The following is a 24,597-nucleotide window of genomic DNA, read 5'->3' as shown; positions in this document are numbered from 1 at the left end:
TTATAAAGTAACTTGTTCCACTATATGAAGATTGTTTCCCTTTTCCTGCTGCTGATTACCGCCGTTTCCGGCGTCACTGCCGCCCAGTCACGGCAGGCGGCCCTGATCGACTCCATGGTCCACCGGGCGCATCGCCTCGGCGTGTTTAATGGCAACGTGTTGATAGCCGACCATCGCAAAGTAGTGTACAAGACCGCGATAGGCGCCGCCGATGCCACGGGCAGCGTACCACTGACGGTACAGCACCGTTTCCATATAGGCTCCATCGCAAAAGAATTTAATGCCGTAGGTATCATGATGCTGAAAGCTCAAGGGAAGTTAAGCCTCGATGATAAAGTGTCGCGGTATGTACCGGGACTGCCTTCCTGGGCGGATAGCATCACCATACTACACCTGTTGCAGTATACCAGCGGACTGCCGGATATCAACTGGAAAACGGCGAAATCGGACGCGGACATCCTGCACGACCTTAAAAACCTGCCGCAGCTGATGTTCCGGCCGGGAAGCAATTATGCCTATAACAACGCGAACGTATTCCTGCAGCGGCGGATCATTGAGCAGGTCACCGGTATGCCGTTCAATACGTTCGTGGAAAAACAGCAGCTGCAACCCTGTGGTATGACGGCCTCAATGATAGACCCGACCGAAAAAGACAGCCTGATGGCCATCGCGTTTAATGACGACCGCAAACCGGATGCCTTGTTTTATCCCATCTCCGGCTGGACGGCCGTTACGCTGGACGATTTTTATAAATGGTCGGAGAGCATCAATAGTTTCCGGCTGCTGTCACCGGAAGATACCCGCACTATCCTGTATCCCGCAGGGCCGAACAAACAGGCGGGACTTGGTGGGGGAGAGATGAAAGGCGATCACATCATCCGGCATATACACGATGGTTCCAGCCTGCACTTCAATGCGTTGCTGGTCAGCGATCCGCCTAAAGGCCGTACGGTCATCCTGATGACCAACAACAAACAGGGGAACCTGTATGAGCTGAATACCGCTATCCAGGCGATCCTCGACGGGAAACCCTGGCAACAACCCAGAAAATCTGCGGAACAGCTGTTTAAAGGAAAACTGGACACGCTGAACGCACAGCAGTGCCTGGCACTGTTTCAACAGTTGAAAAAACAATACGCGGAACAGTATGATTTCGATAGTGAAGCGCCGCTCAATAACATCGGGTATTATTATCTCGGGCATAATCAGACGGCAGACGCCATCGTCATTTTCGAATACAATACCCGGCTGTTTCCTTCCTCAGGGAATGTGTTCGATAGCCTGGGAGAGGCTTATTACAAAAAAGGAGACAAGCAGCAGGCGCTGGCGAATTATAAGCGCTCGTTGGCGCTGGACCCGGGAAATACGAATGCGAAGATGATAATAGCGGAGTTGGAGAAATAATATGTTACTCCTTAAAATATTTCATAACAATCTTACTGATCGTATCGGCTTTATTAAAAACCATGATATGCCCGCCGCCTTTAATGCGGTAATCGGGATGCACCAGCCTGCTGGCGATCACCCTGTCGGCCGTTCCATGTATCTGGATCGTTCTCTCCGGCAGCTGTTTGTTGTCCCAGTAGGCGATGCTTTTAAGCGCCCAGCGAAAGAAGGAAACGTCTGTGGCCTGCAGCAGTTTCTTTAACGTTTTTTTGTCCACAGGGGTTTTGGCGCCAAAGTAACTGTTCGTCAGGAAATTGGTGCCTCTCAGCAGAGAGCCTGGAATGATCCGGTACAGGCCAAGTTTCATGAAAAAAAACTGGAATTTGTTCAACTCGTCTTTTGTTCTGACAGAGGAAATCAATACCATTTTTTCTACCCTGATCTGTTTGGAGACTTCTACCGCCACAATACCTCCGAAGGACAGCCCGATGATATAGGGATGATCAGCCGTGATCTGGCTTTTGAGCCTTCCTGCGTACTGTTCGATCGACTCGTCGGGCAAGGCTGGTATCCAGGAGATATATACCCTGCGATAACCAGGCAGCTGCAGGTTCATAAAGGCAGTGGAATCTGCTCCGATGCCACTGAAAAAATAAATCGTCTTTTGTGCTTCTTTAACAGTGTCAGCAGGGTTTTGAGAAAAACCGCGGAAACTGATGAACAGGAATAAAACAGCAAAAACCACTTTCACACGTTGCGCCATAACCTCTTTTAATTTTACCTGCATTCACCGGGACGTTATCTCCAAAGAAAAGGCAGGAAATGGTCTAAAAAAGAGAGACTTATGAATTTTTACATTCATAAGTCTCTCTTTTCTATTTTTTTATATATTATATTTTTTGTCGGGAACTGATTATAACAGATTTTAAAAAGAACCGGCGCAAAAATACCTAAATAATCTGAGAAAGGCGGCTACAAAGTGTCGTAATTTATCTTGATATGACTGCTTAGAGGGCTTGCCACGCAGGTTAAGATCAAACCGTTTTCCAGATGGGCCGCTGACAGCACATAGTTCCTTCTCAGGCGTACTTCCCCTGCCTGCAGCTGACATACGCAGGAGCCGCACTGTCCCCGGCAGCAGGAATAAGGCACATCTATTCCGGCGCTGAGTAGGGCATCGAGCAGTGGTATTTGTTCGTGCCATGGCACCTGGCTCGTTACGCCTCTCAGTGTAACGGTGACCGTTATACCGGTTGTAGCAGTGCCCGGTTCGCCCATTTTCAAAGTATCGGAAGTCATGATCGCCTGTTTTAAGCCGTCACTGCGCCTTTTACCTCGTCGAGAATGTGGCTGAGTTCTGCTATTTCGTCCTGTGATAATGGCTTCAGCGGGCTTCTGAACTCACCGCCTTCAACGCCGAGCAGCGTCAGTCCGGCTTTGATGGACCTGGGCAGGCCTTTGGCGACGATGAATTTTAACAGGTTGACCTGCCGGTAGAATAATCTCCGGGCTTCGTGCAGATCTCCGTTTTGTACTGCGTCGTATAATGCGATATTCAGCTCCGGGATCAGGTTGGCAGCAGCGGTGCACCATCCGTTCGCTCCGGCGGCAAAAGCAGCCAGCGCCAGCGGATTGGAGCCATTATAAAACGCTACCGCTTCCCCTAAGGTCTTTCTCAGGAAATGCATGCGCTGCACGTCGCCGGTACTTTCCTTTATCATGGTTATATTCGGTATTTCCAGCAACTGCTTCAGCAACGCTGGCGACATGTCTACCCCGCTGGTGGCGGGATTATTGTACACCATGATCGGAATGGAGATTTTCGAGGCAACGGCATCATAGTGCTGGATGATTTCACTGTCGGTCAACTTCCAGTAGCTCATCGGAATAATCATCACCGCCGTGGCGCCTGCTTTTTCGGCAAATTGCGCATGATGGATGGTCTTCTGTGTAGTAAGGTTGGAAACGCCTACCAGCGTGGGGACGCGGTGTGCCACCTGCTCTATCGTCGCTATGGTGACGGCCTCCTTTTCTTCATCGGTAAGATAGGGGAGCACGCCGGTGCTTCCCAGCGGGGCAATACCGTGGCAGCCTGCTGCCACGAGACGTTCTACCTGTTTTTTAAAGAGCGGGATGTCTACCTTTTCTGCGTTATTGAACGGTGTGACAGGATACGCGATCACCCCTTTAAATGGTATATTGTTCATAGTATTTTGTTTTAAAGAAAGCGTCTTCGGGGAAGACGCCGGATGAATCATTAGAAGTCCCTGCCTTCTTCTTCGCGGAGGGCTACGCCCAGGTTCTGCAGCTGCGGCGCGTTTTCGCAGGCGATATATTTCGCGGGCTCGCTGTCGCTCAGGTTTTGGTGCTGATGCCACGCCCACGAGGGAATGTACACAGCATCGCCGGCTTCCCATTCCACGCGCTCATCTTCTACCAGTGTCCATCCTTTGCCTTCCAGTACATACAGCAAGGTTTCGTAGGTATGACGGTGGCGATGGGTTTTTTGACCGGGAAGCAAGCCGCCGATGGTGAGGCTTACGTTCTTGCTCGGAAGGTCCACAAAAAATACCGGGTGTTTCCTTTCTGCGGAGAACTGACTGTGTACCCCGGCACGTTCCACATTTTTGTGGATAACATGAGAGGGTTTGACATAGGTGGGCCTGGCAAACGTCTGGTGAAAATCTTTTGAGCTGAATTGTTTTTCCGCTGCTGATGCTACTTCCGTTTTTGACATAATTGAAAGTTTTTTGTAATTGCACGATTGCAAAACAAAAGTACAGGGCGTCCGGCTGGGCCAACTGGTACAGTTCCTACAAATAATGGTAGTCCAGGCAAGGGCACAGGGACCGGCCAACAAATTGCGTTTGTCTGATGTTATTCTGCTGATAGGTTTTACCCCTGGTAAATCCACACCCCATACCCGGATGGACGCTATCCCGATAAAAGAAGGCAGGCTGCACCATTTTCGCGGTCCCTGTCATCCGATTGCTTAAAATATGTTTGCGTAGTTTATGGAAGGAAAACTATATGTACAATATGGCAGCGGGCCTTTCTCCGCGCCAGCGGGCTGGAAGAACTTTGATGCTTCGCCCACCCTGCGGCTGCAGCAGCTGCCGCTCATCGGATCTTTGCTGAAAAAGCGGATGCATGTTACTTTTCATCCGGACGTGCAGCAGGGAGATATTCTTTCCGGGTTGCCAGGTGTCGGGGAAAACTCCTGTGATGGTGTTTATTGTTCCCATGTGCTGGAACATTTGTCGTACGAAGACTGTCTTACCGCTATCCGTAATACCTACACCATACTGAAGCCCGGCGGCCGTTTCCGTTGCGTATTGCCTGACCTGGAGACAGCAGCGCGGAAATACCTCGATAACCTGCATGGGGAAGACAGAGAGGCCAATGTTAAATTCATGGAAGAAACACTGCTGGGAAGACAGCAGCGGCAACGTGGCATACGACAGTTGGTACAGTCGGCCTTCGGCAACAGGGAACACCTGTATATGTGGGACCATATTTCCCTGGCCCACCAGTTGCAAAAAGCGGGCTTCCGGCAGGTACGCCGCTGCTCATTCAACGATGCCGCTGATAAAATGTTCCGGCTGGTAGAAGAAGAAACGCGGTTTAATAACGCCGTGGCGCTGGAAGCAACGAAATAATTTCCCCCAATATCAACAAATAATTAATTTATGCCCGGATGTCCAATCCTGGTTAGGAATACTTATATTTATATGCCATAAACTGTCCGAATCCATTTTGTTCAATCCGGTCAACTGAAAGACCCCCAAACCATATCAATGCTGGTAACCAATAAACATTTTACGCCCGTTCTGGGGCTGGATATTCACATCGTGATCCTTCTCGGTTTTCCGATTCCCCTGCCACATCCTTACATCGGCCTGGTGATAGACCCGATGGATTATATTCCTTTTATGGGCGCTACCACCCGCATCAACCATGTACCGCGGGGAAAGAGCGACACCAGTGGCATGCTGGTATTCCTTTTTCATATCCCGATGGGCGGTCCGTTCCTGCTGGCGCCGATGATCGGGCATGACTCGGTGAATTTCTTCGGCAGTAAAAAGGTAAAAGTGGAAGGGAACCTGATGAGCCCCTCCGGGCATATGCTGATGACCTGTAACGATATCGGTATGCCGCTGTCTTTGCAGCCGGGCAAAAAGTTTATTCCTATTCCCAGCCTGTATCTGCCCACGTCGTATTCCATCCCGCTGTCTTTTGGAAAACCGGTGATGGTTGGCGGACCTTTTGTGCCGGACTGGGCCGGTGTGTTATTGAACCTGATCATGTCGTACGGCTTTGGAGCGCTGCTGAAAGGCGCCGGTAAACTGGGCAAAAAAGCACTCACCAGGTTCAACCACAAACTACAGAAGAAAATAGGCAGTAATAAACTGAGCAGCATGCTCTGTAAAAAAGGACTGGAGCCGGTAGACCTGGTGCAGGGCATCGTTATCTACGATTATACCGACTTTGAATTGCCCGGGCCTGTTCCACTCAAATGGGCGCGGTCCTGGAACAGCGACAGTGCTTTTGAAGGGCTGCTGGGCCGCGGCAATCATCTCAAATATGATATGCGGCTGGAAGAGCTGCCACAGGAAGGCGTTACAGCGGTATTACTGGGAGATGGCCGCACCGCGGTATTTGATGCGCTGCCTTTTACCGGCAACACCGACTACAACCGGCATGAGAAACTGCAACTTACCCGCACCTATCATGATGAATTTACGCTCTTTCAGCAGGAGAACCGTTACACCTGTATTTTCCGCAAGGTACATCCGCAGGATGAACAATACCGGCTGATGAGCATCAGTACGGAATCAGACTTCCTGGTCACCTTCCATTATAATGCGTTGGGGCACCTGCTGCGCGTGACAGACAGCGCCGGCCGCCATCTGCTGATCACCAGCGATCCTCATGGACGCATCCTCCGTGTCGCCGGCCGCCATCGGGGAGAGGAAAAGACACTGGTGCAATACGCCTACAGCGAAGAAGGTGACCTGGTGGCGGTGACAGACGCCCTCGACCAGACGACGGATATCGCCTACGAAGACCACCTGATGGTAAAAAAGACGGGCCGTGACGGGGTGTCTTTCTATTGGGAATACGACAAGCAGCGCCGCTGCATACATGCTTACGGTGACGGTGGCGTGATGGAAGGTTTCATTGCCTATCATCCCAAAGAAGGTTATAATGAAGTGACCAACGCGCAGGGCCATACGACCACTTACTACTATACACCGGACTTCGTGGTGCACCAGGTGAAAAATCCGCTCGGCAATTCCGTTTTCTATGACTATACGGCCGATATGGAGATTTACCGGGTAATAGATGCCGAAGGTAACGTTACCGGTTACACGTACGATGAAAGAGGGAATAAAACTGGTATGGTAAAGCCGGATGGCAGTGAAACAAGCGCTATCTACGATGAGCAGGGAAGGCTCATCAGCGTAACCGATGCGGAGGGAAACAGCCGTACGTTTATCTACTACGCCGGCTCCGGATTGCTCCATACCATCACGGAAGGAGACGGCCGCATACGGATTTACCGGTACAACGAACATCAGCTGATAAGTCGTGTGGAAGAAGAAAATGACAGTTACACCGCCATTGCCTATGATGAAGATTACAACGTACAAAGCGTTACCATGGCAGACGGCACCCACAGTGAATGGCGTTACGACGCCTGGGGGCAGTGCCTGAAGGTGACTAATCCTTTCCGGGAAGAGCAGCAGTTCCGGTATGACCTGCTGGGCCGCACTACCGATATATGGTTGCCCGACGGCAACCATATTCAGCTGGAATATAACGCCTACGGCGAAGTAGTGGCGGCGAAGGACAAACAACATGAGATACGTTACGAATACACCGCGCTGGGAAGCCTGAAAAAACGGGATGAAAACGGCAGGAAAACACATTATGTCTATAATACGGACGAGCAGCTGACCGCCATCGTAAACCCGCTGGGGGAGACTTACCGCTTCGTTCGCAACGCAGCAGGCCAGATCGCTTCGGAGACGGGGTTCGACGGACTGGTACGGCATTTTGAGCGCGACGGGACCGGGCGCGTTATCCGTGTACACCGTCCCGGCAACCAGTGGACCCATTTCGAATACAGTACTAACGGGGACCTTTCCCGCGTGGAATGGAATGACGGCAGCTTTGAAACATTTAACTATAACCGCAACGGCCAGATCATAGAAGCAGCCAACAACCACAGCCAGGTGCGGTTTGAAAGAGATGGCGCGGGTAATATCCTCACAGAATGGCAGGACGGTTATGTGATCAACAGCCGGTATAATTCCGATGGTAAACGAACGGCCATGAAAAGCAGACTGGGCGCGGATATTAAGATGCAGTGGGACAGCTTCAGTGCGCTGACCGGCATCACTGCCGCCACAGGAGAGCAGGACCCCTGGACTGCCCACATTCAGCGCAACCTGTTGGGGCTGGAGATAGAACGTACGTTGCCGGGCGGCGTAAAAAGCAGCTGGAACTACCTTCCCGGTTCTTCTGCCGCCGGTACGCCGGACGGACACCAGGTATACAGCAACGGCAGGACCACCCGCCACCGGCTCTACCACTGGGATGCCAACCAACGGCTGCGGCAGGCGACCAATGCGCTCACACGGGGTACCATCAACTACGGATACGATGAATGGAGCCAGCTGGCATGGGCGCAGTATGAAGATGGCAGCTACGATTACCGTTTGCCCGACAAGGGAGGGAATCTCTATAAAACACAAACGCGTAAAGATCGCAAATACGGCGAAGGAGGCCGCCTGCTGGAAACAGATACAGCCCGCTTCCTGTATAATGACGAGGGATACCTGCGGAAAAAAATTGTGACCACAGGGACCACACCGGAAATATGGGAGTACGAATGGTATGCCAATGGCATGCTGAAATCGGTGCTGCGACCGGACCAGAAAACGGTATCTTTCCGCTATGACGCGCTGGCCCGCAGGACCGAAAAAATCTTCAATGGCCGCGTTACCCGCTATGTTTGGGATACCAACAAACTACTGCATGAATGGTCCTACCCATTAGCCGAAAAACCCGTAACGGCAGTGAACGAATATGGGGAGCTGGTGATGGACCGGCCGGAACCGGTGCCGCCGGAAAGCCTTGTCACCTGGGTGTTTGACGAAGGTGCCATGTGCCCTGCCGCCAAACTTACTGCTACGGACCAGTTCACCATCCTTACCGATCATATCGGCAGCCCGTGTGAAGCGTATAACCGTGAAGGTGAGAAAATATGGAGCGCCGAATTGGATATTTATGGAAATGTGCGTAAGTTCGAAGGGAGCAAGGACTTCGTTCCGTTCCGGTTCCAGGGACAGTATGAAGATGTGGAGACCGGCTTGTACTATAACCGTTTCCGTTATTACAGCCCGGAAGAAGGACAGTATATCAGCCAGGACCCTATCGGACTGCTCGGCAATGGCGCTACCTTGTACGCCTATGTGAAAGATCCCAATGCCTATATTGATCCGTTCGGGCTGGAATGCCGCAGGGCACAGTTGAGGGAAATAGGCGTACCGGACGGACCGGGGGTATATCATATCGAATACGACGGCAAGGTGTATACGGGGTCCGGTGATGATCTCGTGGTAAGGTTGGCCAGTGGAGAAAAAAGCCACAAAAAAGCAACTGAAATGTTGTTTGATGAAAATGATAAGCTGAGAGAGGGAGTAACCGTTACGATCAAAAAGGTGGACATGGGCGATGTGAGTAAAATACCTATTTCAGAAAGAAGAGCTAAAAACCATGTGCTGCGCAGCTTTGAACAGGAAGTGATGGATGAACAGGGCAACGTGCCCAAGATGAACGGCTCTCAGAATGACATCCGTGCAGCCGCGGAAAACAGGGTGGACGAATTCCTGGGAGAACGCAATAAAGCCGGCGCAGACTGGATTGAATAACGCATTTAAATTAAAAGCATCAGGAATGTCTATCAGTTATATCGGTAAAATCATCCCATCGGGCACTCCCCGGTGGCTTATGGGGCAAACGCTGCATACCGCAGAAAAAGAAAAGTTCAAAGGATACAAAGACAGAGGGCTGGAATGGGGCGCCATCGAAAATGGTAAGCTGGCGGACATCGATTTCCTTGAATTGTGGCCGGATAATGATAGCACCACCGCTATACCGCCGGTAGTGGCCACTTTGCCAAACCTGAAAACGCTGATCATCCCTTCCTGGTTTGTGCCGCACCTGAAAGCGGAAGACCTGCCCCGCGGCCTGGAGGCATTGCAGATAGGGGTCAACAGTGAAAACAAACCGAAGGTGAACTGGAACAAGGAACTGGTGCTGCCGGATATCACCTTGCTGGATATGGGCCGGGTACTGTCTGACTTCAACGCCGGCAATTTCCCCGGTCTCTCCAACACGCTCACAATTACCTTTGGCAATAAAAAACTGGACGCGTCCGAAATCGGAAAATGTAAACACCTGAAAAATCTCTTTCTGCATAAGGCGGATACCGTGGAAACCCTCAGTCAGGCTGGCGCCCCCTCCCTGCATTTCGCCGGCTGGATGGAAGGCAAACATGAAGATTTCAAAGGCCTGAAAGGGTATGGCGAAGTAAGGGATGCTGAAATCAAATGGAACAAGAAACTGACCTCGCTGGAAGGACTGGAGCACCTCTCCAAACTGGAACAGCTGGATATCTCCGACTGCTCCAAACTGGAACACCTCGGGGATATTATGCATATCAAAACCCTGCAATGGTTCCGTATTATGGAGAGTGGCAAAGCCTGGACCGCCCATATCGACGATATCAAAGCGAAATTTACCAAAGCAGGATTTGAAAAGATACGGTTTGAACCGGATGGCAATTACTCGTTGCTGGAAATTAAACGAAAAGCATAAACCGCATCCTGCTTTAATGATAAAAAGAACCGCTTCCCTGAAAAGAGGAGCGGTTTTCTTTTAGCCTAATTCTTTATCATCTAGAAAACCAAAAAACATGCTGCAGCTTGCAGCCTTTTTACTAAAGACAGTCAAATCGCTTAAACAGGTGCAGTGAGACTTTAAAAAATTGCCGCGAGCGCAAAAAGCCTTACAGCAACAGGCTGTAAGGCTAACATATCTTGCTGACAGAGATGGTTACCGGGCTGCCGCCTGTAGCGCCGCGAGCATGGCTTCCCCTACGCCATGGGCCGAGGAAGGGTTCTGGCTGCCGAATGGCTGAAAACCTAACTGACCAATGTAGAATTCCTTTGTCTGGTTTTGTTGCGTATAGGCAGCTTCGGATGTATAGCAGGTAAAGAAATGCAGTAGGTAGATTTTACCGGAATGAAAAGCATTGTACAGGAATGTACAATGCTTTTTTCGTTTGTGCATGGGGGAGCATACCTCCACGGGGTTATTATGCCGGAAAATCTCCCTGTATTCAGGGATATATCCCCGGAACGGGGTATTTATCTTTGTAGCCATCGATGAGCGAAGGTGCGTTTGTGTCATTGGGACATATGTGTTATGTTTGTAATTCGAAAACAACATTAATAATCAGAACATTAACCCAAACCGGCTATTTTAGCATGCTTGATGAATGGCAGTTTTGAAAAAAATTAACGGTTAAAAAATGATGAGCCGGTCTTTACGTGTTACCTACCTGCTTCTGATCATGTTGCCGGCGGCCGTTTTTGTTTCTGCCCAAACCCGGGAAGATTCGCTGCGCGGTGTGCTGGCGCAGAAAGCGTTGCCATTGGAGCAACGCATACCTACCATGGTGCGATTGGCGCAGACCGTATTTTTCAATAAGGACTGGGCACAGGGCGTACGGATTTATCGTGAGGCGCTGGTGCTGGCGGCACCGCTGAAGGACGGGCAATACCGGGCGCATACGTATGGTGGGCTGTTGGGGGCCTATTACATTATGGGCGATAGTATAGCGGCCCGTCGCTGCCTGGACAGTGCCATGTGGTATGCCCGGCGTACGACCAGCAAAAAAATACAGGGTTATGTGCAGTATATGAAAGGCTGGATGGAAGTACGCTCCCATAAAGAGATAGAAGCTATCCGCAGCCTGCAGCAAGCGCTTGCGTTGCTGGAGGATGAACCCGCAGCCGCGGTAACACGGTTGTCTGTGTATGGTGAGCTGGCCTTTGTTTATTTTCAGTGGTACGACCTGGTGAATATTGAAAAATATACCCGGCTGGCGCTGGCGGAGGCGCCGCGCACCAACAGCCCGGACGACCTTGTGAGCGCCCACCAGGACAGGGGGAGCTATTTTATCAATCTTTATCGTAGCAATACGGCCGATCGGGAAGCGCTGGATTCTGCACTCTGGTTTATGCGCAGGGCATTTTATATTGGTCAGGCTAACCGGGCGAAGCTGGCTGTTCCCAGCAGTATTCCCCATTCCGCCATCGGTATCGCCAACATCTTCCTCGCTTTTTTTGCCAATACAGACGCGATTAAAGACAGTATCAATTATTACAACCGGATAGCGCTGGAAGAGGCCAGGGCCACGAAGCAGTTTGCCGTGGAAGTAGGCGTGTACAATACGCTGGGCAGCATGGCTTTTGAAAAAGGCGATTACCTTGACGCCATCGGCTATTTCCGTGCTGCTGTTGATACCGGCACGAAAGATATACTGCATAATAAATTCGACCTCTCGCAATCTAACCTGATGCTGGCCGAATCTTATGAACGTACGGGAGATACAGCCCGGGCGTTGCATCATTACAAGCAGTATATGACGCTCTACAAAGCACAGTTCGACGAGGGCAAGATGAATAATGCGCGGGAGCTGGAGGCTAAATACGAGATCGCCAAAAAGGAAAAAGATATATTGGAGATACGCCTGCTGGCAGAGCAGCGCAACCGGCAACTGGTGCAGGCGAGGGTGCTGGCCGGGCAGAAAGACCGTGATCTGCTGGCAGCGCGCTATGCCGCTAGTCTAAAGGACAAGGCGTTGCTCGCGGCGGAGTACGAAAAGGGGGTGAGACAGCAGGCGCTGATCACCGCTAATTACAAAACGGCTAAACGTGAGCAGGAGCTAAAAGTGATGGGGGAGCAGATGACCTACAACCGGAACATGAACAAAATTTATGCGGTACTTACCATCGCTTTTTTCCTGGCAGGGCTTTTCCTTTATTATGCTTACCGACACCGCTCCAAATCGCTGGCGCAGACCAAAAAGCTGCATGACCTGGAGCTGGGCAGGTTAAAGCAGGAACACCGCATTTCCATGTTGGCGGCAACGCTGGAAGGGCAGGAGAAGGAACGTACCCGCCTGGCGCGCGACCTGCATGATGGGCTGGGCGGCCTGTTGTCGGGGGTGAAGATTGAATTGTCCGGCCTGACGGCGCTCACCACCGACCCGCAGCAGGGAACCATCGTCGGTAAATCGCTCCACCACCTCGATATTGCTGTGGATGAGCTGCGCCGTATCGCACAGAGTATGATGCCGGAGGTATTGCTGGCTTATGGATTGGGCGAGGCTGCGCGGGAGTATTGCAACGGCTTGAAAAAATCAGGTATCCCTGTCACCTGTCAGGTATATCATTATAAAAATGATATGGACCCTAACCGGCAGGTGTCGTTGTACCGTATTATGCAGGAGCTGGTAAACAATGCCGTGAAACACGCCAATGCCACGCATATACTGGTCCAGCTGCAGCAAAGCGATACCCGTATTTACCTGACGGTGGAAGATGACGGGGATGGTTTGGACAAAATGCAGATGACCCGGCTGAAAGGCGCCGGGCTGGCCAATATACAGTCCCGCGTAGAAATGCTGCAGGGTAAGCTGGATGTGCAGTCGTCGCCCGGAACAGGGACCAGCTTTACAGTTGAATGTTTAACAACGGCTGAAAAATAGTAACGATATGATTAAAGTGATTATAATAGATGATCATCCTATTGTGCTGGAGGGGTTAAAAAACCTGCTTTCGGACCGGGAGGGGGTAGCGCTTGCCGGTTGCTTTGATACCGGAAAAGCGGGACTGGAAGCGCTCAACTACCTGGAGCCCAACGTAATACTGCTGGATATTAATCTGCCTGATATCAGCGGTACGGACATCTGCCGCCAGATACGCAAGCGGGACAAGGACGTAAGGATTATCGCACTGAGCGTACATAACGAACGGCCGGTCATTAAAAATATGCTGCAAAGCGGCGCCAATGGTTATGTACTCAAAAACTCCGTAGGGGATGAAATTATTACCGCTATCCATACCACGTTGCAGGGCAACAATTATCTCTGCCGGAAAACGCAGGAGATCATGAGCGTTGTAAGGGAAGGCGATCTTTTGGAGATACCGCAGATTACCCGAAGAGAAAAAGAAATTCTGGCGCTGGTGAGCCAGGGACTGACAACACCGCAGATAGCCGAAAAGCTTTTTATCAGTGCGCATACGGTAGAAAGTCACCGGAAAAACCTGATCGAAAAATTTGACGTCACCTCCATGACAGCAGTGATTAAACTGGCAATGCAGTATAAATTGATATGATCTAAGTGCTAAAAATCGCTGTTTTCAGGGATATAGCTGACGACGCCTGACACTAATTTTGTATTACCATCAATTGTATTTTTCAATCCATTTAAGCAATATTTCATTATGCAAAGAATTGGCTCCTTTTTGATTATTATTGGTCTGCTGGCTGTAATTCTCGATTTTTTTAACCGTGTGCCCCGTATCCTGGCCTGGATCTACGAATGGGGGAACGGTCCGGCCTGGGCTATTAAGATTGGCCTTATTGTATTAGGAGCGATACTGTACCTTATGGGCGGTAAAAATCTGCAGAAAGATTAATATCTCCTGGCCTTTCACCATTGTTTTATGAAGTACTTTCATGCCAACAAAGACCTGTGAGGTTTCATCACCTTACAGGTCTTGTTTTTTGAGGGGTGTGTTGTTTTATACTTATCTAGATATGATGTAGGGAGCGTTATCCTGCCAATTTGCCGGAAATCGTTTATTTTTGCCCCTTAAGAAAGGACTTAAATATAAGTTATAATTATAATTGGTAAGAAAACAAGGACTTCATGCAAATTCCATTGAAATCTATTCTGCTGCTGTTACTGCCATTTGCCAGCTTTGCACAGAAAACTGTTGTACCCGGTAGCCCAGATATTAATGCCAGCCGTTTGAAACCCGGAAAGTCGTTATACACCATTTACTATGTGAAGGATAACAACTGGACAAAGAAGGGAACGTATACCCATGAATTATCCGTTTCGGATAATCAGCTACGGTTTGTGGCTGACTATATCGATGAAAAAGGAGAGTGGTACCGGAAGAGGACTTCCGTAGCGGACGCAAAAACGTTCAGCCCTGTCAGCTACAAATCTGAAGGACTGAAAAATTCCCTGGACCTCACTTTCGGAAACACGGTTACCGGTAAGTACCGCGCGATGGGTGAAAAGGACAAGCCGCTGACGATGAAGCCGGCGGGGAAGTTCGTTGACTTTAACTTGTCGGAGCTGCTGTTTACCACCTTGCCGCTGGACGTAGGTTACAAGGCCATTGTCCCTGAGTTTTACTATGGCACCAGTACTGACAGCGTATTGTCCAATTACGTGATAAAAGACGTAAAAAGCTATATTCAGCGTTCCCCTAAAACCGGAAACCATGAAAGCTGGCTGGTGAATGTATTGGAAGAAGAATCCGGCGCGATTTATACCTACATCATTGATAAAAAAGATCACCGGATCTGGCAAAGGGAGATGCCTGTTGGTAAAGGTACCATAGAAATCTGCGTGAATGAGGAACTGGACTATCAACCGATAGCTGCTAAGTTTGACAAGCAGGAAAATCTGAGAATGCTGGAGAAAGGCAACAGTGTTATCACTGGTACCGCTTTTGCCAGGGACCGTGGCGGCAGTAAATTACAGGTGGTGAATATCAACAAGGCGCAGTTTGCCCCCCGAGGCACTGTGGTGTCCATTCTGCCTAATTCGGCCTATATAGAAGAATGGAAAGAAGTGAACCGTAAAATCCGGAAACGTAAAAAAATCCCCGAAGTGCCGATCGATCCTAACGTTGCCGCCTGTATTAAGAAAACGACCGTGTATGATGACAAAGGCCATTTCGAGTTTACCAACCTGATGCCGGGCGAATATATATTGCTCACCACTTTTGGTTATACACACCGTTATTCTTATAGCTATCAGTCTGGGACTTCCAACCTGGTGCATCCCAGTGGAGCGGTGTTGTCATCCAGCCCTATTTACAGCCATGGCAGCGGGGCTACAGGCGCTACTGCCGAGATTGAAATGAAAGTGACGATTAGGAAAGATGGAGATAAGGTAGATGTTAACCTGAAAGATGTGCGGTAAGAACTGTTAAGAAGAATCTTTCCCAAAAGGAATAAATAAAAGAAGCCTTCCGTCTGTTACAGGGGGAAGGCTTCTTTATTATGGAGAAGGGAGCGGTCTTACTGATCATATCTCCCTGAATGAAGATGCCATAAATGATTGCCTTTGCACATGTGCAGAAGGTGGCCGGCGTACTCCCTGAAAAGCCCGTTATAGGGACCAAAATCCGGCGGGTTGTCTTTCAGTTGCAAAAATGCCTTCGCCGTTTCAATATGGACACGTGCAGCTTCAGCGTAGGCGTCTTCCAGGCTGCATTGATACGCCTGCCTGATCACCAGGACCAGGTTCATCATCTGTCCCGCAGCCAATTCCCTTTTGGCGGAATAATAGTCGTGGCACCAGGATATTATAAGCGCGGCGTGCCTTCTGAGTTCCCTGACATGCGGATGGGACAGCAACGCATAAGGCATAAAGGATGACATGTAAAGCTCCACGATGTCCTGGTAAATATATATGCCGATCAAATGCTCGCGCAGGAACATATAATGCGGGATGGAAGGGTAATGATCAGGCATAAAACAACGCTCCATGATCATCCCTTCATAAAAATAATTGAGGTCACAGCTCCAGCGCTGCATCCATGCTGCCGGTACCAGCGGAAGCAACGCATCTCTGAACAGGCTGAACTGGTAAAGCAGGTCCCCTTTCCGGCAAGGTACAGCCTGCCCTGCCATGATGGCTTCGCTTTTGAGCAGATAAGGCCGCAGTTGATGGATGTCGATGTTGTCTGTATAATCATCGTGAATAAATAACAGCAATACCAGTCTGGCGCCTATCGTCAATGCCTTGTTGCTGGCCAGGGGATAAAAGCAGGAAGAAATCATCCCAAAACGGCATTGTTTGTAGAATACCCGCTGTGTATCTGTCAGAAACAGGTATTCATGGTCTATCCAATTGCTGATATCTTCCTCTATTTGCGCTTCCAGCGGATGGCGGAGCGGTCCCCCGTCCGTATCATAGGGATACTGTAAGGGGGGCAGTGATACGGTAGACATAGGCTTTAATTGAGATCAACGTCACATATAAAAATACGCTGTCTCACCGCGGGGAAAATTCATTGACGTGGCATCCGTCTTTTATAATTATCATTGGCTACCTTTATATGAAGGCAGCGGTCGGTTATCGTTGCCCATTGATTTTATGTAAACTATGATGATAGATTTATCCGGTGGTGAACAACATATTCGCTGTGTAGGGAGTTTTCATGACCTGGTCGCCACACCCTTTAGTGGAGAAATAAATGCAATTTGCTGGGCGCGTGAGCTAACCGGCGATTTTTCTGAGATCGTCAAAAAGGTAACGCAGAGCGGAAACATAACGGAAATTGAACCAGCGGAGCTTCGTGAACTTCAGTTGAGCGGAGAGGGGGCGCTTGCCCGCGACATGCTGTTACAGGATATGGCGCTATTGAAAGCGCATGGGGCATCGCCCGTTCTAAATGTGATCAACTACTATGACAGGGACGATGCCTTCCCGTTTTTTCCGACCGATGTTTATTCTTTTCACGTAGATCGCTCCCCGATACCTACCGATACCTTTTTATGCACCTACTATGGCGCGGCGAGTGATATACTGCCTAATGCACAAGGAGAAAAAAAGGTACTTATTCCGGAAATACGTGCGCAGCTCAGGAAGCTGTATCATGGAGCTGAGGAAGGTTTTGAATCGTTCCTGAGTGAGAATTTTTTCGACCTGCATTATCAGGCTAAGCCTGAGGCGCGTCCCATAAACCTGGGGGTTGGTAACCTGTGGCGGCTGGCGGTGGACCATCCTGAAAGCAAGGTGCCTCCCTGTCTGCATCGTGCACCAAAGGAAAGGACCGGGGAGAGCCGGTTATTGTTGATTTGCTGACTTTAAATATTATATTAAGATGGCAGAATGGCAAAAATTCAGTCACCTGTTCAAGCGGGAGGAGATACCTGCAAAAACGCGCTTATTACATGAAGGAGAGATTGCCAGAAAAGTTTATTTTATTGAGAAAGGATGTTGCAGGCTTTCTTTCAATAACGATGGTAAAGATATTACCTTTCAGTTTTTCTTTGAGGGAGAGGGTGTTTCGTCTGCCGAAAGTTTCCGGTACGATAAACCCAGTCTCTATTCCATAGAGAGCCTTGAGGCATCTGTAGTCCATTCCCTCACGAAAGCGGATTACCTTACAATCGTTGAAAGCTCACCCCTTATTAAGCAAGACATAGAAGAACAGACTTTTCGGCGGCTTGCCTATGTGGAGAAGCTTTTCCTGTCCAGGATCAAAAACAGTCCCGAAGAACGATATAAGGAGCTGCTGCAACAATATCCCCGGATTCTTCAAAGAGTACCACAACACTACATTGCTTCTTTCCTGGGCATCACTTCCGTTTCGCTGAGCCGGATCAGGAACAGGCGTTAGATTAATTAACAATTGTTATCGTCCTCCATTTGTATAATGATGAATTTTGACGTAAGAAAATTAACAATCAAAATTTGAAAGCTATGCAAAAGTTCACGATCCGGATTCCAGACAAGGACCTTGAATATCTTCACCAAAGACTCTCTAATGCCCGTTGGTTTGACTCCGCAATTGAAAGCGGCTGGGAAAAAGGTGTACCTGCCAGCTATCTGAAAAAAATGACTGGCTATTGGCTGAATAAATTTGACTGGAAAAAACAAGAGGCTATTCTCAATCAGTTCCCACAGTTCATAACAGCAATTGATGGACAGAATATCCATTATCTGCATGTCAAATCACCGAAGCCGGGCGCTGTTCCTTTGATGCTTATTCATGGCTGGCCGGGGTCTTTTGCGGATTTTATAAGGGTGATCCGGCCGCTTACGGAGCCGCAGGATGCCGGCCAAATAGCTTTTGACCTGGTCATTCCATCTATCCCGGGTTTCGGTTTTTCCACGCCTGTAAAAGAAAAGGGATGGAATATGATAAGAATTGCCACTGCGTTCACTACTTTAATGACCCAGCTGGGTTACGAAAAGTTTGCAGTTCATGGGGGCGATATGGGAGCCGGTATTGCAGGTATCATGTCTGGGGTGGCCGCATACAACCTGATCGGCACTCATATTAATACTGATTTCTTTGCGGTAGCAGGACTGGGAATGTTTCCTTCCGATACTTCGTCTTTTACAAAGGAAGAAAACGTGCGGCTGGACCGAATGAAAGCCTACAGGAAAAATGGAACGGCCTATTTGGATATCCAGGCTACAAGACCCCATACTATTGGCGCCGCTTTATCGGACAGCCCGGTTGGACAGCTGGCCTGGATGGTGGAGAAATATAAAGAATGGACAGATGAGGACAAAAACTTACCCGAAGACGCCATTGATACAGATCAGCTATTGACCAATGTTTCCCTGTACTGGTTTAATCAAACAGGAGCGTCCGGCGCAGAGGCCCTTGCCGAAAATATGAGTATGGCTTTCGACTGGGGTGGTGACAGTTCTCAGGAAAACAGTCAATGGACACCGCCGAAGATTCCATCAGCCATCGCCTGCTTTGGTAAAAAAGAAGATGAATCTCTGTTGAAAAAATTAACGTCGCTGATGGGAGCACCGGATAAATGGACCTTCTATGACAGCGGTTGTCATTTTCCGGCCATGGAGGCGCCGGAATTGCTGGTGGAGGATATCCGGCAGTTTTATTCGGACATTATAAGTAGATAATGAAAGATAAAGTTATTGAGCGGTCCAGCCGCCGTCAACCGGGAGGGCAGTGCCAGTAACAAAAGATGCGGCATCGGAGCAAAGCCATACTACGGCTGCCGCCACTTCTGCAGGTTCACCCATACGCCCTACAGGTTCCATTTCCCGGAAATGCTGTTCTATTTGTTTGTCATTCCCGGTAAAGCGGTCTATCATAGGGGTTTTTATAACCCCCGGGCAAACAGCATTTACCCGAATACCGGATTTAGCATACTCCAGCGCGGCCGTCCTGGTAAGCCCTACAACACCGTGTTTACTGGCTACGTAGGCAGGGAGTAAAGGAAAGCCGGTCAATCCGGCTACAGATGCGCAATTGACGATGGCGCCGCTACCTTGTTGTAACATATAATAGAGCTCATGTTTCATGCATAACCAAATGCCGGTCAGGTTCACAGCCAGCGTTCTTTGCCAGTTCTCCTGTGTGCACTCCTGCGTAGTAGCGGAAACACCCTCGATGCCTGCGTTGTTGAAGGCGAAGTCCACCCTGCCGTATAGGCCAATAGTTTTTTCGACCATCGCCGCAACGTCAGAAGCCTTACTCACATCACATTTTATAAACGTGGCCTCGCCACCGTTCGCTTCTATTTGGCGGAGTGTCTCCCTCTCCGGATCTTCCTCGCAATCTGCAATCACCACTGCCGCACCCTCTTGCGCAAATGCGATGGCTGTAGCGCGGCCAATACCGAAACTACCCCCCGTAATAATGGCCACTTTATTATGGAATATTGGCATGTTTTCAGATTTTTTTGTTATGAATACTCATTTTCAATAAAATTTTCAAAATCATACGGCGGGAAGCGGACCCGCTAAACAGGAGAATGCCGGAAATCATGTAGTATCAATTTTTATTGAGTATCGATACTGAAATTTGTTGCTTGTTTATTAAAGCCAAGGTATGTCAGGCAAATTAAATGATGAGGAAACGGAATATCACTGTCATTCATTATCAACGTCCGGCGCATCCGGTAATTGAAATGGGCGGCTCTTTGCCGGTTTACCGGCATTATTTAACTCTTCCAGGGTCCAGTTATCTGTACTGACAGTTTCCAGCCATAGTGTTCCTGCTTTGCGGAGTATTTGCGTGTTTAGCCCAAAGATGTGGCTAAAATCATATTCTACTGCGGCAGCGGTGCGATAGTAGCTGATATCAATCCAACCGGAAGCATGCCGTGTTCGTATTTTTTCGATAAGCGTATCCGGTGATATTTTCTCGTTCTCAGGAGAGTATTCACCTTCGGCATGTGGTTTCCTGAAAAACTCCAGTTTCAGGAATGGATATAAGGTTTGAAACCTGTCTTGTATGTCTGCTACTATAGCTTCTTCGCTAATATATATCTGCATAAAAAATAGGTTTGGTCAATACAATATAGCATCGTTTTGGATATAGGAAAATGAGGATAATCACACTGCTTCATGATAACGGTCATAATATCGGGGATGAAACTGTGGTAAATTAACTTTCTAATGTTCGACCTATGATTATAGATAACAAAACACCGCAACTTGTAGTCAAGAAGGAACTACCCGGATATGAAGAGAAGTATTTTTTGGAAGGACCACGCTCGAGACTAAAAGAATTATTCTTTTCTATTAAAGTGTTGTTTGAATTTATTCGTGGATTCAGGGTATTACATTTTGCGGGACCTTGTATCGCTGTATTTGGATCAGCCAGGGTAAAACCAGGATCAGACTATTATGAATTGGGGCGAAAAACAGGAGCCGGTATTGCAGGACTTGGTTTTACCGTCATGACCGGTGGCGGTCCGGGGATAATGGAGGCAGCTAACAGAGGCGCAAAAGAAGCTGGTGGAAAATCAGTGGGTTGCAATATCAGTCTGCCAAAGGAACAGGTGGCTAATAACTATCTTGACCTGCGCTTTAGTTGCAAGTATTTTTTTGTGCGTAAAGTGCTTATGTTCAAATATTCTTACGGATTCGTTATCCTGCCTGGAGGGGTAGGTACGCTGGACGAGTTTTCTGAGGCGCTTACCTTGATTCAAACCCATAAAATTCTCAATTTTCCATTGGTGCTCATGAATCGCGGATATTGGGAACCATTGATGCCATTGTTTCATAAAATGATCGAGAATTATATGATATCACCCGATGATCTGCAGTATATCCTGATAACGGATTCCATTGACGATGCGATGAAACATCTTCATAAATATGCTGTCGAACAATATCATGCAAAACGGATAAAGGAATTTCGCCGGATTGTGCTTTTCGGGGAATAGGTGCCTGCAAGTCGGAATTTCACGAGGTGCCGGCCAGGCAAAAATATTCTACTCCTAATTGGCTGCAGAAGCACTGTCATGGATGATTTGAATCAGAAGCCGATCTGACCGATGTCATTACTTTTCAGCTGGAACGCTATTAATTTTATTATTGAACAGAGGCATTTCCAGATCTATTTATAGCCTTTTATTTTATGTCATCTTTTTAAATTAAAAGTATGAAAAAGATAGTTGCTATTTTGGACGGTTTGAGTTATTCGAGTAGTACCGTTGAATACGCTGTATTTATTGCCAAACAGGAAAAGGCGCATTTGGTGGGTGTATTTCCTAAAGATATTAATTATAGAAGTTATGCATATTATGACCTTGTTGATGAGACGGGTATTCCCGACCAGGAGATGAAAAGTTTCGCTGAAAAGGATACGCATACAATGGGAAAGAGTATACAACAGTTTGAGTTGGCATGTCAGCAGTCTGGCCTAAACTACTCGTTGCATAAAGATAACGATATTGCCATAGAGGCTGTATTACACGAAAGCATTTATGCTGACCTTATGATCATAGAATCCAAGGAGGCGTTCACCAGGGTGAAAGAGGAAAAACCTTCGCATTTTCTCAGTCAACTGTTTGCAGAGGCGGTCTGTCCAATATTGGTGGTCCCGTCTGAGTTTACCGGTATAAGTAAATCAGTATTATTGTACGATGGTTCGCCTTCTTCCGTGCATGCCATACGCATGTTCGACTATACGCTTTCCGGTTTGAAGCATATACCGACTGAGGTGGTTTCGGTAAAAAGCCCGAAATCTTCCCTTCATCTTCCGGATGGAAAGTTAATGAAGGAGTTTATGAAAAGGCATTATCCGCAAGCGACGTTTCAGGTATTAAAAGGTATCCCGTGGGAGGTAATTCCGGCTTATTTGCAGGAAGAGAGTTCTGATACAGTTATCGTTCTGGGTGCATACCGAAGAAGCCGTTTATCACGATGGTTCTATCCAAGTATGGCAGATATTCTATTGCAGGAGCTGAGATCGCCGTTATTTATTGCACATTGTAAATAGTCATACTGTCTACGGGCTTTAGGATTCTTCCTGCTGTGTAAGCCTGAATTCATGTTTTTTCTCAGTTTCTTCCGGCTTTTCAACGCCCGACGAATTTTGACAACGTCACTTTACTGCTGGAGGATACAAAAAAAAGAAGCACTTACGTTTGATTGTAAGTGCTTCTTTTGATGTTACTGCCCCTTTCCGAAATCAGGAGCGGCTTTATCGTACCAGATGCGCTGTGAACTCAGGGTAGGCAAGTCCTGCGCATTGGGTGTGAATCCCTGCTGCTGCATGGCGGCCGACCAGTTAGCCCTGTTCACTTCTCCGGGATCTATCAGCCAGAAGCGGCGGGGGATCAACTCGTTGAATGGTTCCCTGCCATAGTAAGCCGAGCCGGTTTTGGGATACCCGGTACGTCTGCAAAATACATAGGCTTCGTTGGGCTGCCGGTACATCCCCAGAAATTGCTGGATATAAATCCTTTCCAGGTTATTGACGCCATTGAATTTCACCAATGGATTAGCCAGGTAGTTGTTGATCTCTGTTTGTCCATCGCCGGAATAGGCAGTGGTGGAGCCTGCGGCTACTGCTATGGCATTCATGGTCTGTATCGAAGAGGTAACTCCTTTTTTGTACCAGTCTTCCGCACTGCCTTTGGTGTCCACGCCACCGGCATAACCTTTCTGGATAAACTCAGCTATATAGAAACAGGTTTCTGCGTGGGTAACGGCAACATCCAGGAACTTACCGGTTGCCTGGTTTAGTTGAGGAGAGAAAAACCTGCGGTTGATAGCAGAGATCAGGGAGTATTTGGTGAACTGGCTTACAGGTAGCGGGTTCCCTATATAGGATGCCACATCGGGATTGGTGGTCCAGTCGGCTGGTCCTCCCTGGTACATGATCAGCGGATCGTTCGGATCAATGAATGCAGGAAGTGATACCTGGTATTTGGCCAGTGAATCTTTATAACTGCCTACCAGGTCATTTTTTTCGAAGTATACCGGTAACCGGGGATCATTGGTTTTCTTCAGGAAATTCATAATCGAAGTACTGGCATATCTGCGGCTGCGGTAATCAATATCTCCCCCGGTCCCGAAAGGAACATAGGTAGCATTAACATACCTGACCTGCGAATCATAGTCGCTGATGGGGCCGATAGCATCTTTCATAACTTCCTGGAAGATGGCCTGACATTTTGCCTTGTCTGCATTTTCCAGCCTGGCGGCTATACGAAGTTTAAGCGTATTGGCCAGTTTTACCCATTTCACCCAGTCGCTCTGGTAAAAAATATCGGATGGTCCGTAAACCGCTTGCGCTACCATTGAATTATCAGACAGTACTTTAATAGCCTCATTGAGCTGTCCCAGCCAGTTGGCGAAAAGTGCCTGCTGCTCATCGTACACCGGATTATACTTTTGTTCATACCGCCCTCTTACTGCCTCGCTAAAGGGGATGGACCCATTCATGTCTGTAACCTTAATACCGTGCAGCACCATCAGGATATTGGTAACTACCTTTATTTTCTGATATTTTTCCTTATCGGGCATAGCATCCACCTGCCGTCTGATTTCGTTCAGGTTGGGTAGTACCTGGAGGTAATAGGTATTATACCGCGTATTGACGTTGTTGGTAATTTCGTACGGGCTGGAAGTTACATGTTGTGTAAAGCGCATCAGCTGTTCCATGCTTTCCCATACCCATTCGGTGCCCTGGTAGGTGAAGATCTTGTCTTCCGAATAGCTGAGCAGGAATTTTACATCCGGTTTGCTCACCAGGCTAGGGTCTGTGTTGATATCGCCAAAATTCTTGGAACAGGACCCGGCGCCCAGCAGGGCCAGCGCTATGCAAACCTTTATATATCGGTGTTGTATGTTTTTCATGATCTCTTTTTTTG

At 48.5% G+C, this 24,597-nt stretch carries 22 protein-coding genes; 13 read left to right on the top strand and 9 right to left on the bottom strand.

From position 1 onward, the window contains the following. The first annotated feature begins 24 nt into the window (after positions 1 to 24). Positions 25 to 1,404, top strand: a complete 1,380-nt coding sequence (locus B5D63_RS20440; protein ID WP_078670702.1) for a serine hydrolase — start codon at positions 25 to 27, stop codon at positions 1,402 to 1,404. 4 nt (positions 1,405 to 1,408) lie between these two features. On the opposite strand, the gene B5D63_RS20435 is transcribed toward B5D63_RS20440, so the two are convergent. The 4 genes from B5D63_RS20435 to B5D63_RS20420 form a co-directional block, all read right to left on the bottom strand. Beyond that, on the bottom strand, positions 1,409 to 2,149 hold the full coding sequence (locus B5D63_RS20435; protein ID WP_078670701.1) for an alpha/beta hydrolase: 741 nt from the start codon (positions 2,147 to 2,149) through the stop codon (positions 1,409 to 1,411). 209 nt (positions 2,150 to 2,358) lie between these two features. After that, complete coding sequence (locus tag B5D63_RS20430) at positions 2,359 to 2,685, bottom strand: 2Fe-2S iron-sulfur cluster-binding protein (protein WP_078670700.1); 327 nt, start codon at positions 2,683 to 2,685, stop codon at positions 2,359 to 2,361. An 11-nt stretch (positions 2,686 to 2,696) separates the two neighbouring features. Further along, positions 2,697 to 3,593, bottom strand: a complete 897-nt coding sequence (locus tag B5D63_RS20425; protein ID WP_078670699.1) for a dihydrodipicolinate synthase family protein — start codon at positions 3,591 to 3,593, stop codon at positions 2,697 to 2,699. Between the two features lie 50 nt (positions 3,594 to 3,643). Continuing rightward, on the bottom strand, positions 3,644 to 4,123 hold the full coding sequence (locus B5D63_RS20420) for a cupin domain-containing protein (protein WP_078670698.1): 480 nt from the start codon (positions 4,121 to 4,123) through the stop codon (positions 3,644 to 3,646). Positions 4,124 to 4,400: 277 nt separating this feature from the next. On the opposite strand from B5D63_RS20420, the gene B5D63_RS20415 reads away from it, so the two are divergent. From B5D63_RS20415 to B5D63_RS20405, 3 genes are all read left to right on the top strand, one after another. Next, complete coding sequence (locus B5D63_RS20415) at positions 4,401 to 5,045, top strand: class I SAM-dependent methyltransferase (RefSeq protein ID WP_078670697.1); 645 nt, start codon at positions 4,401 to 4,403, stop codon at positions 5,043 to 5,045. 138 nt (positions 5,046 to 5,183) lie between these two features. Beyond that, on the top strand, positions 5,184 to 9,326 hold the full coding sequence (locus tag B5D63_RS20410) for an RHS repeat-associated core domain-containing protein (RefSeq protein ID WP_078670696.1): 4,143 nt from the start codon (positions 5,184 to 5,186) through the stop codon (positions 9,324 to 9,326). A 25-nt stretch (positions 9,327 to 9,351) separates the two neighbouring features. Beyond that, positions 9,352 to 10,275 (top strand): leucine-rich repeat domain-containing protein, encoded by a 924-nt coding sequence (locus B5D63_RS20405; protein WP_078670695.1) that lies wholly within the window; start codon positions 9,352 to 9,354, stop codon positions 10,273 to 10,275. A 237-nt stretch (positions 10,276 to 10,512) separates the two neighbouring features. Here the strand turns inward: B5D63_RS20405 and B5D63_RS20400 are convergent, their stop codons facing one another. Next, positions 10,513 to 10,842: a hypothetical protein gene (locus B5D63_RS20400; RefSeq protein WP_078670694.1), complete on the bottom strand. Its 330-nt coding sequence runs from the start codon at positions 10,840 to 10,842 to the stop codon at positions 10,513 to 10,515. 148 nt (positions 10,843 to 10,990) lie between these two features. On the opposite strand from B5D63_RS20400, the gene B5D63_RS20395 reads away from it, so the two are divergent. From B5D63_RS20395 to B5D63_RS20380, 4 genes are all read left to right on the top strand, one after another. After that, entirely contained in the window at positions 10,991 to 13,234 is a 2,244-nt protein-coding gene (locus tag B5D63_RS20395) for an ATP-binding protein (RefSeq protein ID WP_078670693.1), read from the top strand. 7 nt (positions 13,235 to 13,241) lie between these two features. Further along, positions 13,242 to 13,865: a response regulator gene (locus tag B5D63_RS20390; protein ID WP_078670692.1), complete on the top strand. Its 624-nt coding sequence runs from the start codon at positions 13,242 to 13,244 to the stop codon at positions 13,863 to 13,865. A gap of 108 nt (positions 13,866 to 13,973) precedes the next feature. After that, on the top strand, positions 13,974 to 14,168 hold the full coding sequence (locus B5D63_RS20385) for a hypothetical protein (protein WP_078670691.1): 195 nt from the start codon (positions 13,974 to 13,976) through the stop codon (positions 14,166 to 14,168). Positions 14,169 to 14,401: 233 nt separating this feature from the next. After that, positions 14,402 to 15,694, top strand: coding sequence for a DUF3108 domain-containing protein (locus B5D63_RS20380; protein WP_200817055.1), 1,293 nt, complete (start codon positions 14,402 to 14,404; stop codon positions 15,692 to 15,694). A gap of 98 nt (positions 15,695 to 15,792) precedes the next feature. Here the strand turns inward: B5D63_RS20380 and B5D63_RS20375 are convergent, their stop codons facing one another. Beyond that, positions 15,793 to 16,728, bottom strand: coding sequence for a terpene synthase family protein (locus B5D63_RS20375; RefSeq protein ID WP_078670690.1), 936 nt, complete (start codon positions 16,726 to 16,728; stop codon positions 15,793 to 15,795). Between the two features lie 154 nt (positions 16,729 to 16,882). On the opposite strand from B5D63_RS20375, the gene B5D63_RS20370 reads away from it, so the two are divergent. The 3 genes from B5D63_RS20370 to B5D63_RS20360 all read left to right on the top strand — a co-directional run bounded on the left by B5D63_RS20370 (position 16,883) and on the right by B5D63_RS20360 (position 19,384). After that, a complete protein-coding gene (locus B5D63_RS20370) occupies positions 16,883 to 17,584 on the top strand; it encodes a DUF1826 domain-containing protein (RefSeq protein WP_235021594.1) in 702 nt (233 codons plus the stop codon). Positions 17,585 to 17,603: 19 nt separating this feature from the next. Next, positions 17,604 to 18,122 carry a Crp/Fnr family transcriptional regulator gene (locus B5D63_RS20365; RefSeq protein ID WP_078670689.1) on the top strand — a complete coding sequence of 173 codons (519 nt, stop codon included), beginning with the start codon at positions 17,604 to 17,606 and terminating at the stop codon, positions 18,120 to 18,122. An 83-nt stretch (positions 18,123 to 18,205) separates the two neighbouring features. Beyond that, the gene (locus B5D63_RS20360) at positions 18,206 to 19,384 is read left to right on the top strand and encodes an epoxide hydrolase family protein (RefSeq protein ID WP_200817054.1); all 1,179 of its coding nucleotides are present in this window, start codon (positions 18,206 to 18,208) and stop codon (positions 19,382 to 19,384) included. Positions 19,385 to 19,396: 12 nt separating this feature from the next. Here B5D63_RS20360 and B5D63_RS20355 read toward each other — a convergent pair whose 3' ends face one another. Together B5D63_RS20355 and B5D63_RS20350 are read right to left on the bottom strand one after the other, a co-directional pair. Continuing rightward, the gene (locus B5D63_RS20355) at positions 19,397 to 20,155 is read right to left on the bottom strand and encodes an SDR family oxidoreductase (protein WP_078670687.1); all 759 of its coding nucleotides are present in this window, start codon (positions 20,153 to 20,155) and stop codon (positions 19,397 to 19,399) included. Between the two features lie 204 nt (positions 20,156 to 20,359). Further along, on the bottom strand, positions 20,360 to 20,764 hold the full coding sequence (locus B5D63_RS20350) for a hypothetical protein (RefSeq protein WP_078670686.1): 405 nt from the start codon (positions 20,762 to 20,764) through the stop codon (positions 20,360 to 20,362). Positions 20,765 to 20,898: 134 nt separating this feature from the next. Between B5D63_RS20350 and B5D63_RS20345 the strand changes: the two genes are divergently transcribed. Both B5D63_RS20345 and B5D63_RS20340 read left to right on the top strand, forming a co-directional pair. Beyond that, entirely contained in the window at positions 20,899 to 21,660 is a 762-nt protein-coding gene (locus B5D63_RS20345; RefSeq protein WP_078670685.1) for an LOG family protein, read from the top strand. Positions 21,661 to 21,878: 218 nt separating this feature from the next. Next, positions 21,879 to 22,718, top strand: coding sequence for a universal stress protein (locus B5D63_RS20340; RefSeq protein ID WP_078670684.1), 840 nt, complete (start codon positions 21,879 to 21,881; stop codon positions 22,716 to 22,718). A 173-nt stretch (positions 22,719 to 22,891) separates the two neighbouring features. Here the strand turns inward: B5D63_RS20340 and B5D63_RS20335 are convergent, their stop codons facing one another. Next, complete coding sequence (locus tag B5D63_RS20335; RefSeq protein WP_078670683.1) at positions 22,892 to 24,583, bottom strand: SusD/RagB family nutrient-binding outer membrane lipoprotein; 1,692 nt, start codon at positions 24,581 to 24,583, stop codon at positions 22,892 to 22,894. Positions 24,584 to 24,597 lie beyond the last annotated feature (14 nt).

Source organism: Chitinophaga eiseniae, from assembly GCF_900167135.1.
GTDB classification, from domain to species: Bacteria; Bacteroidota; Bacteroidia; order Chitinophagales; family Chitinophagaceae; genus Chitinophaga; species Chitinophaga eiseniae.
The sequence above is the reverse complement of the archived record's forward strand: the minus strand, read 5'-3'. Positions and strand labels throughout refer to the sequence as shown.

Excerpts from the sequence above, each read along its gene's own strand:
- B5D63_RS20440 (WP_078670702.1), top strand. The coding sequence starts at position 25 with ATGAAGATTGTTTCCCTTTTCCTGCTGCTGATTACCGCCGTTTCCGGC.
- B5D63_RS20435 (WP_078670701.1), bottom strand. The coding sequence starts at position 2,149 with ATGGCGCAACGTGTGAAAGTGGTTTTTGCTGTTTTATTCCTGTTCATC.
- B5D63_RS20430 (WP_078670700.1), bottom strand. The coding sequence starts at position 2,685 with ATGACTTCCGATACTTTGAAAATGGGCGAACCGGGCACTGCTACAACC.
- B5D63_RS20425 (WP_078670699.1), bottom strand. The coding sequence starts at position 3,593 with ATGAACAATATACCATTTAAAGGGGTGATCGCGTATCCTGTCACACCG.
- B5D63_RS20420 (WP_078670698.1), bottom strand. The coding sequence starts at position 4,123 with ATGTCAAAAACGGAAGTAGCATCAGCAGCGGAAAAACAATTCAGCTCA.
- B5D63_RS20415 (WP_078670697.1), top strand. The coding sequence starts at position 4,401 with ATGGAAGGAAAACTATATGTACAATATGGCAGCGGGCCTTTCTCCGCG.
- B5D63_RS20410 (WP_078670696.1), top strand. The coding sequence starts at position 5,184 with ATGCTGGTAACCAATAAACATTTTACGCCCGTTCTGGGGCTGGATATT.
- B5D63_RS20405 (WP_078670695.1), top strand. The coding sequence starts at position 9,352 with ATGTCTATCAGTTATATCGGTAAAATCATCCCATCGGGCACTCCCCGG.
- B5D63_RS20400 (WP_078670694.1), bottom strand. The coding sequence starts at position 10,842 with ATGGCTACAAAGATAAATACCCCGTTCCGGGGATATATCCCTGAATAC.
- B5D63_RS20395 (WP_078670693.1), top strand. The coding sequence starts at position 10,991 with ATGATGAGCCGGTCTTTACGTGTTACCTACCTGCTTCTGATCATGTTG.
- B5D63_RS20390 (WP_078670692.1), top strand. The coding sequence starts at position 13,242 with ATGATTAAAGTGATTATAATAGATGATCATCCTATTGTGCTGGAGGGG.
- B5D63_RS20385 (WP_078670691.1), top strand. The coding sequence starts at position 13,974 with ATGCAAAGAATTGGCTCCTTTTTGATTATTATTGGTCTGCTGGCTGTA.
- B5D63_RS20380 (WP_200817055.1), top strand. The coding sequence starts at position 14,402 with ATGCAAATTCCATTGAAATCTATTCTGCTGCTGTTACTGCCATTTGCC.
- B5D63_RS20375 (WP_078670690.1), bottom strand. The coding sequence starts at position 16,728 with ATGTCTACCGTATCACTGCCCCCCTTACAGTATCCCTATGATACGGAC.
- B5D63_RS20370 (WP_235021594.1), top strand. The coding sequence starts at position 16,883 with ATGATGATAGATTTATCCGGTGGTGAACAACATATTCGCTGTGTAGGG.
- B5D63_RS20365 (WP_078670689.1), top strand. The coding sequence starts at position 17,604 with ATGGCAGAATGGCAAAAATTCAGTCACCTGTTCAAGCGGGAGGAGATA.
- B5D63_RS20360 (WP_200817054.1), top strand. The coding sequence starts at position 18,206 with ATGCAAAAGTTCACGATCCGGATTCCAGACAAGGACCTTGAATATCTT.
- B5D63_RS20355 (WP_078670687.1), bottom strand. The coding sequence starts at position 20,155 with ATGCCAATATTCCATAATAAAGTGGCCATTATTACGGGGGGTAGTTTC.
- B5D63_RS20350 (WP_078670686.1), bottom strand. The coding sequence starts at position 20,764 with ATGCAGATATATATTAGCGAAGAAGCTATAGTAGCAGACATACAAGAC.
- B5D63_RS20345 (WP_078670685.1), top strand. The coding sequence starts at position 20,899 with ATGATTATAGATAACAAAACACCGCAACTTGTAGTCAAGAAGGAACTA.
- B5D63_RS20340 (WP_078670684.1), top strand. The coding sequence starts at position 21,879 with ATGAAAAAGATAGTTGCTATTTTGGACGGTTTGAGTTATTCGAGTAGT.
- B5D63_RS20335 (WP_078670683.1), bottom strand. The coding sequence starts at position 24,583 with ATGAAAAACATACAACACCGATATATAAAGGTTTGCATAGCGCTGGCC.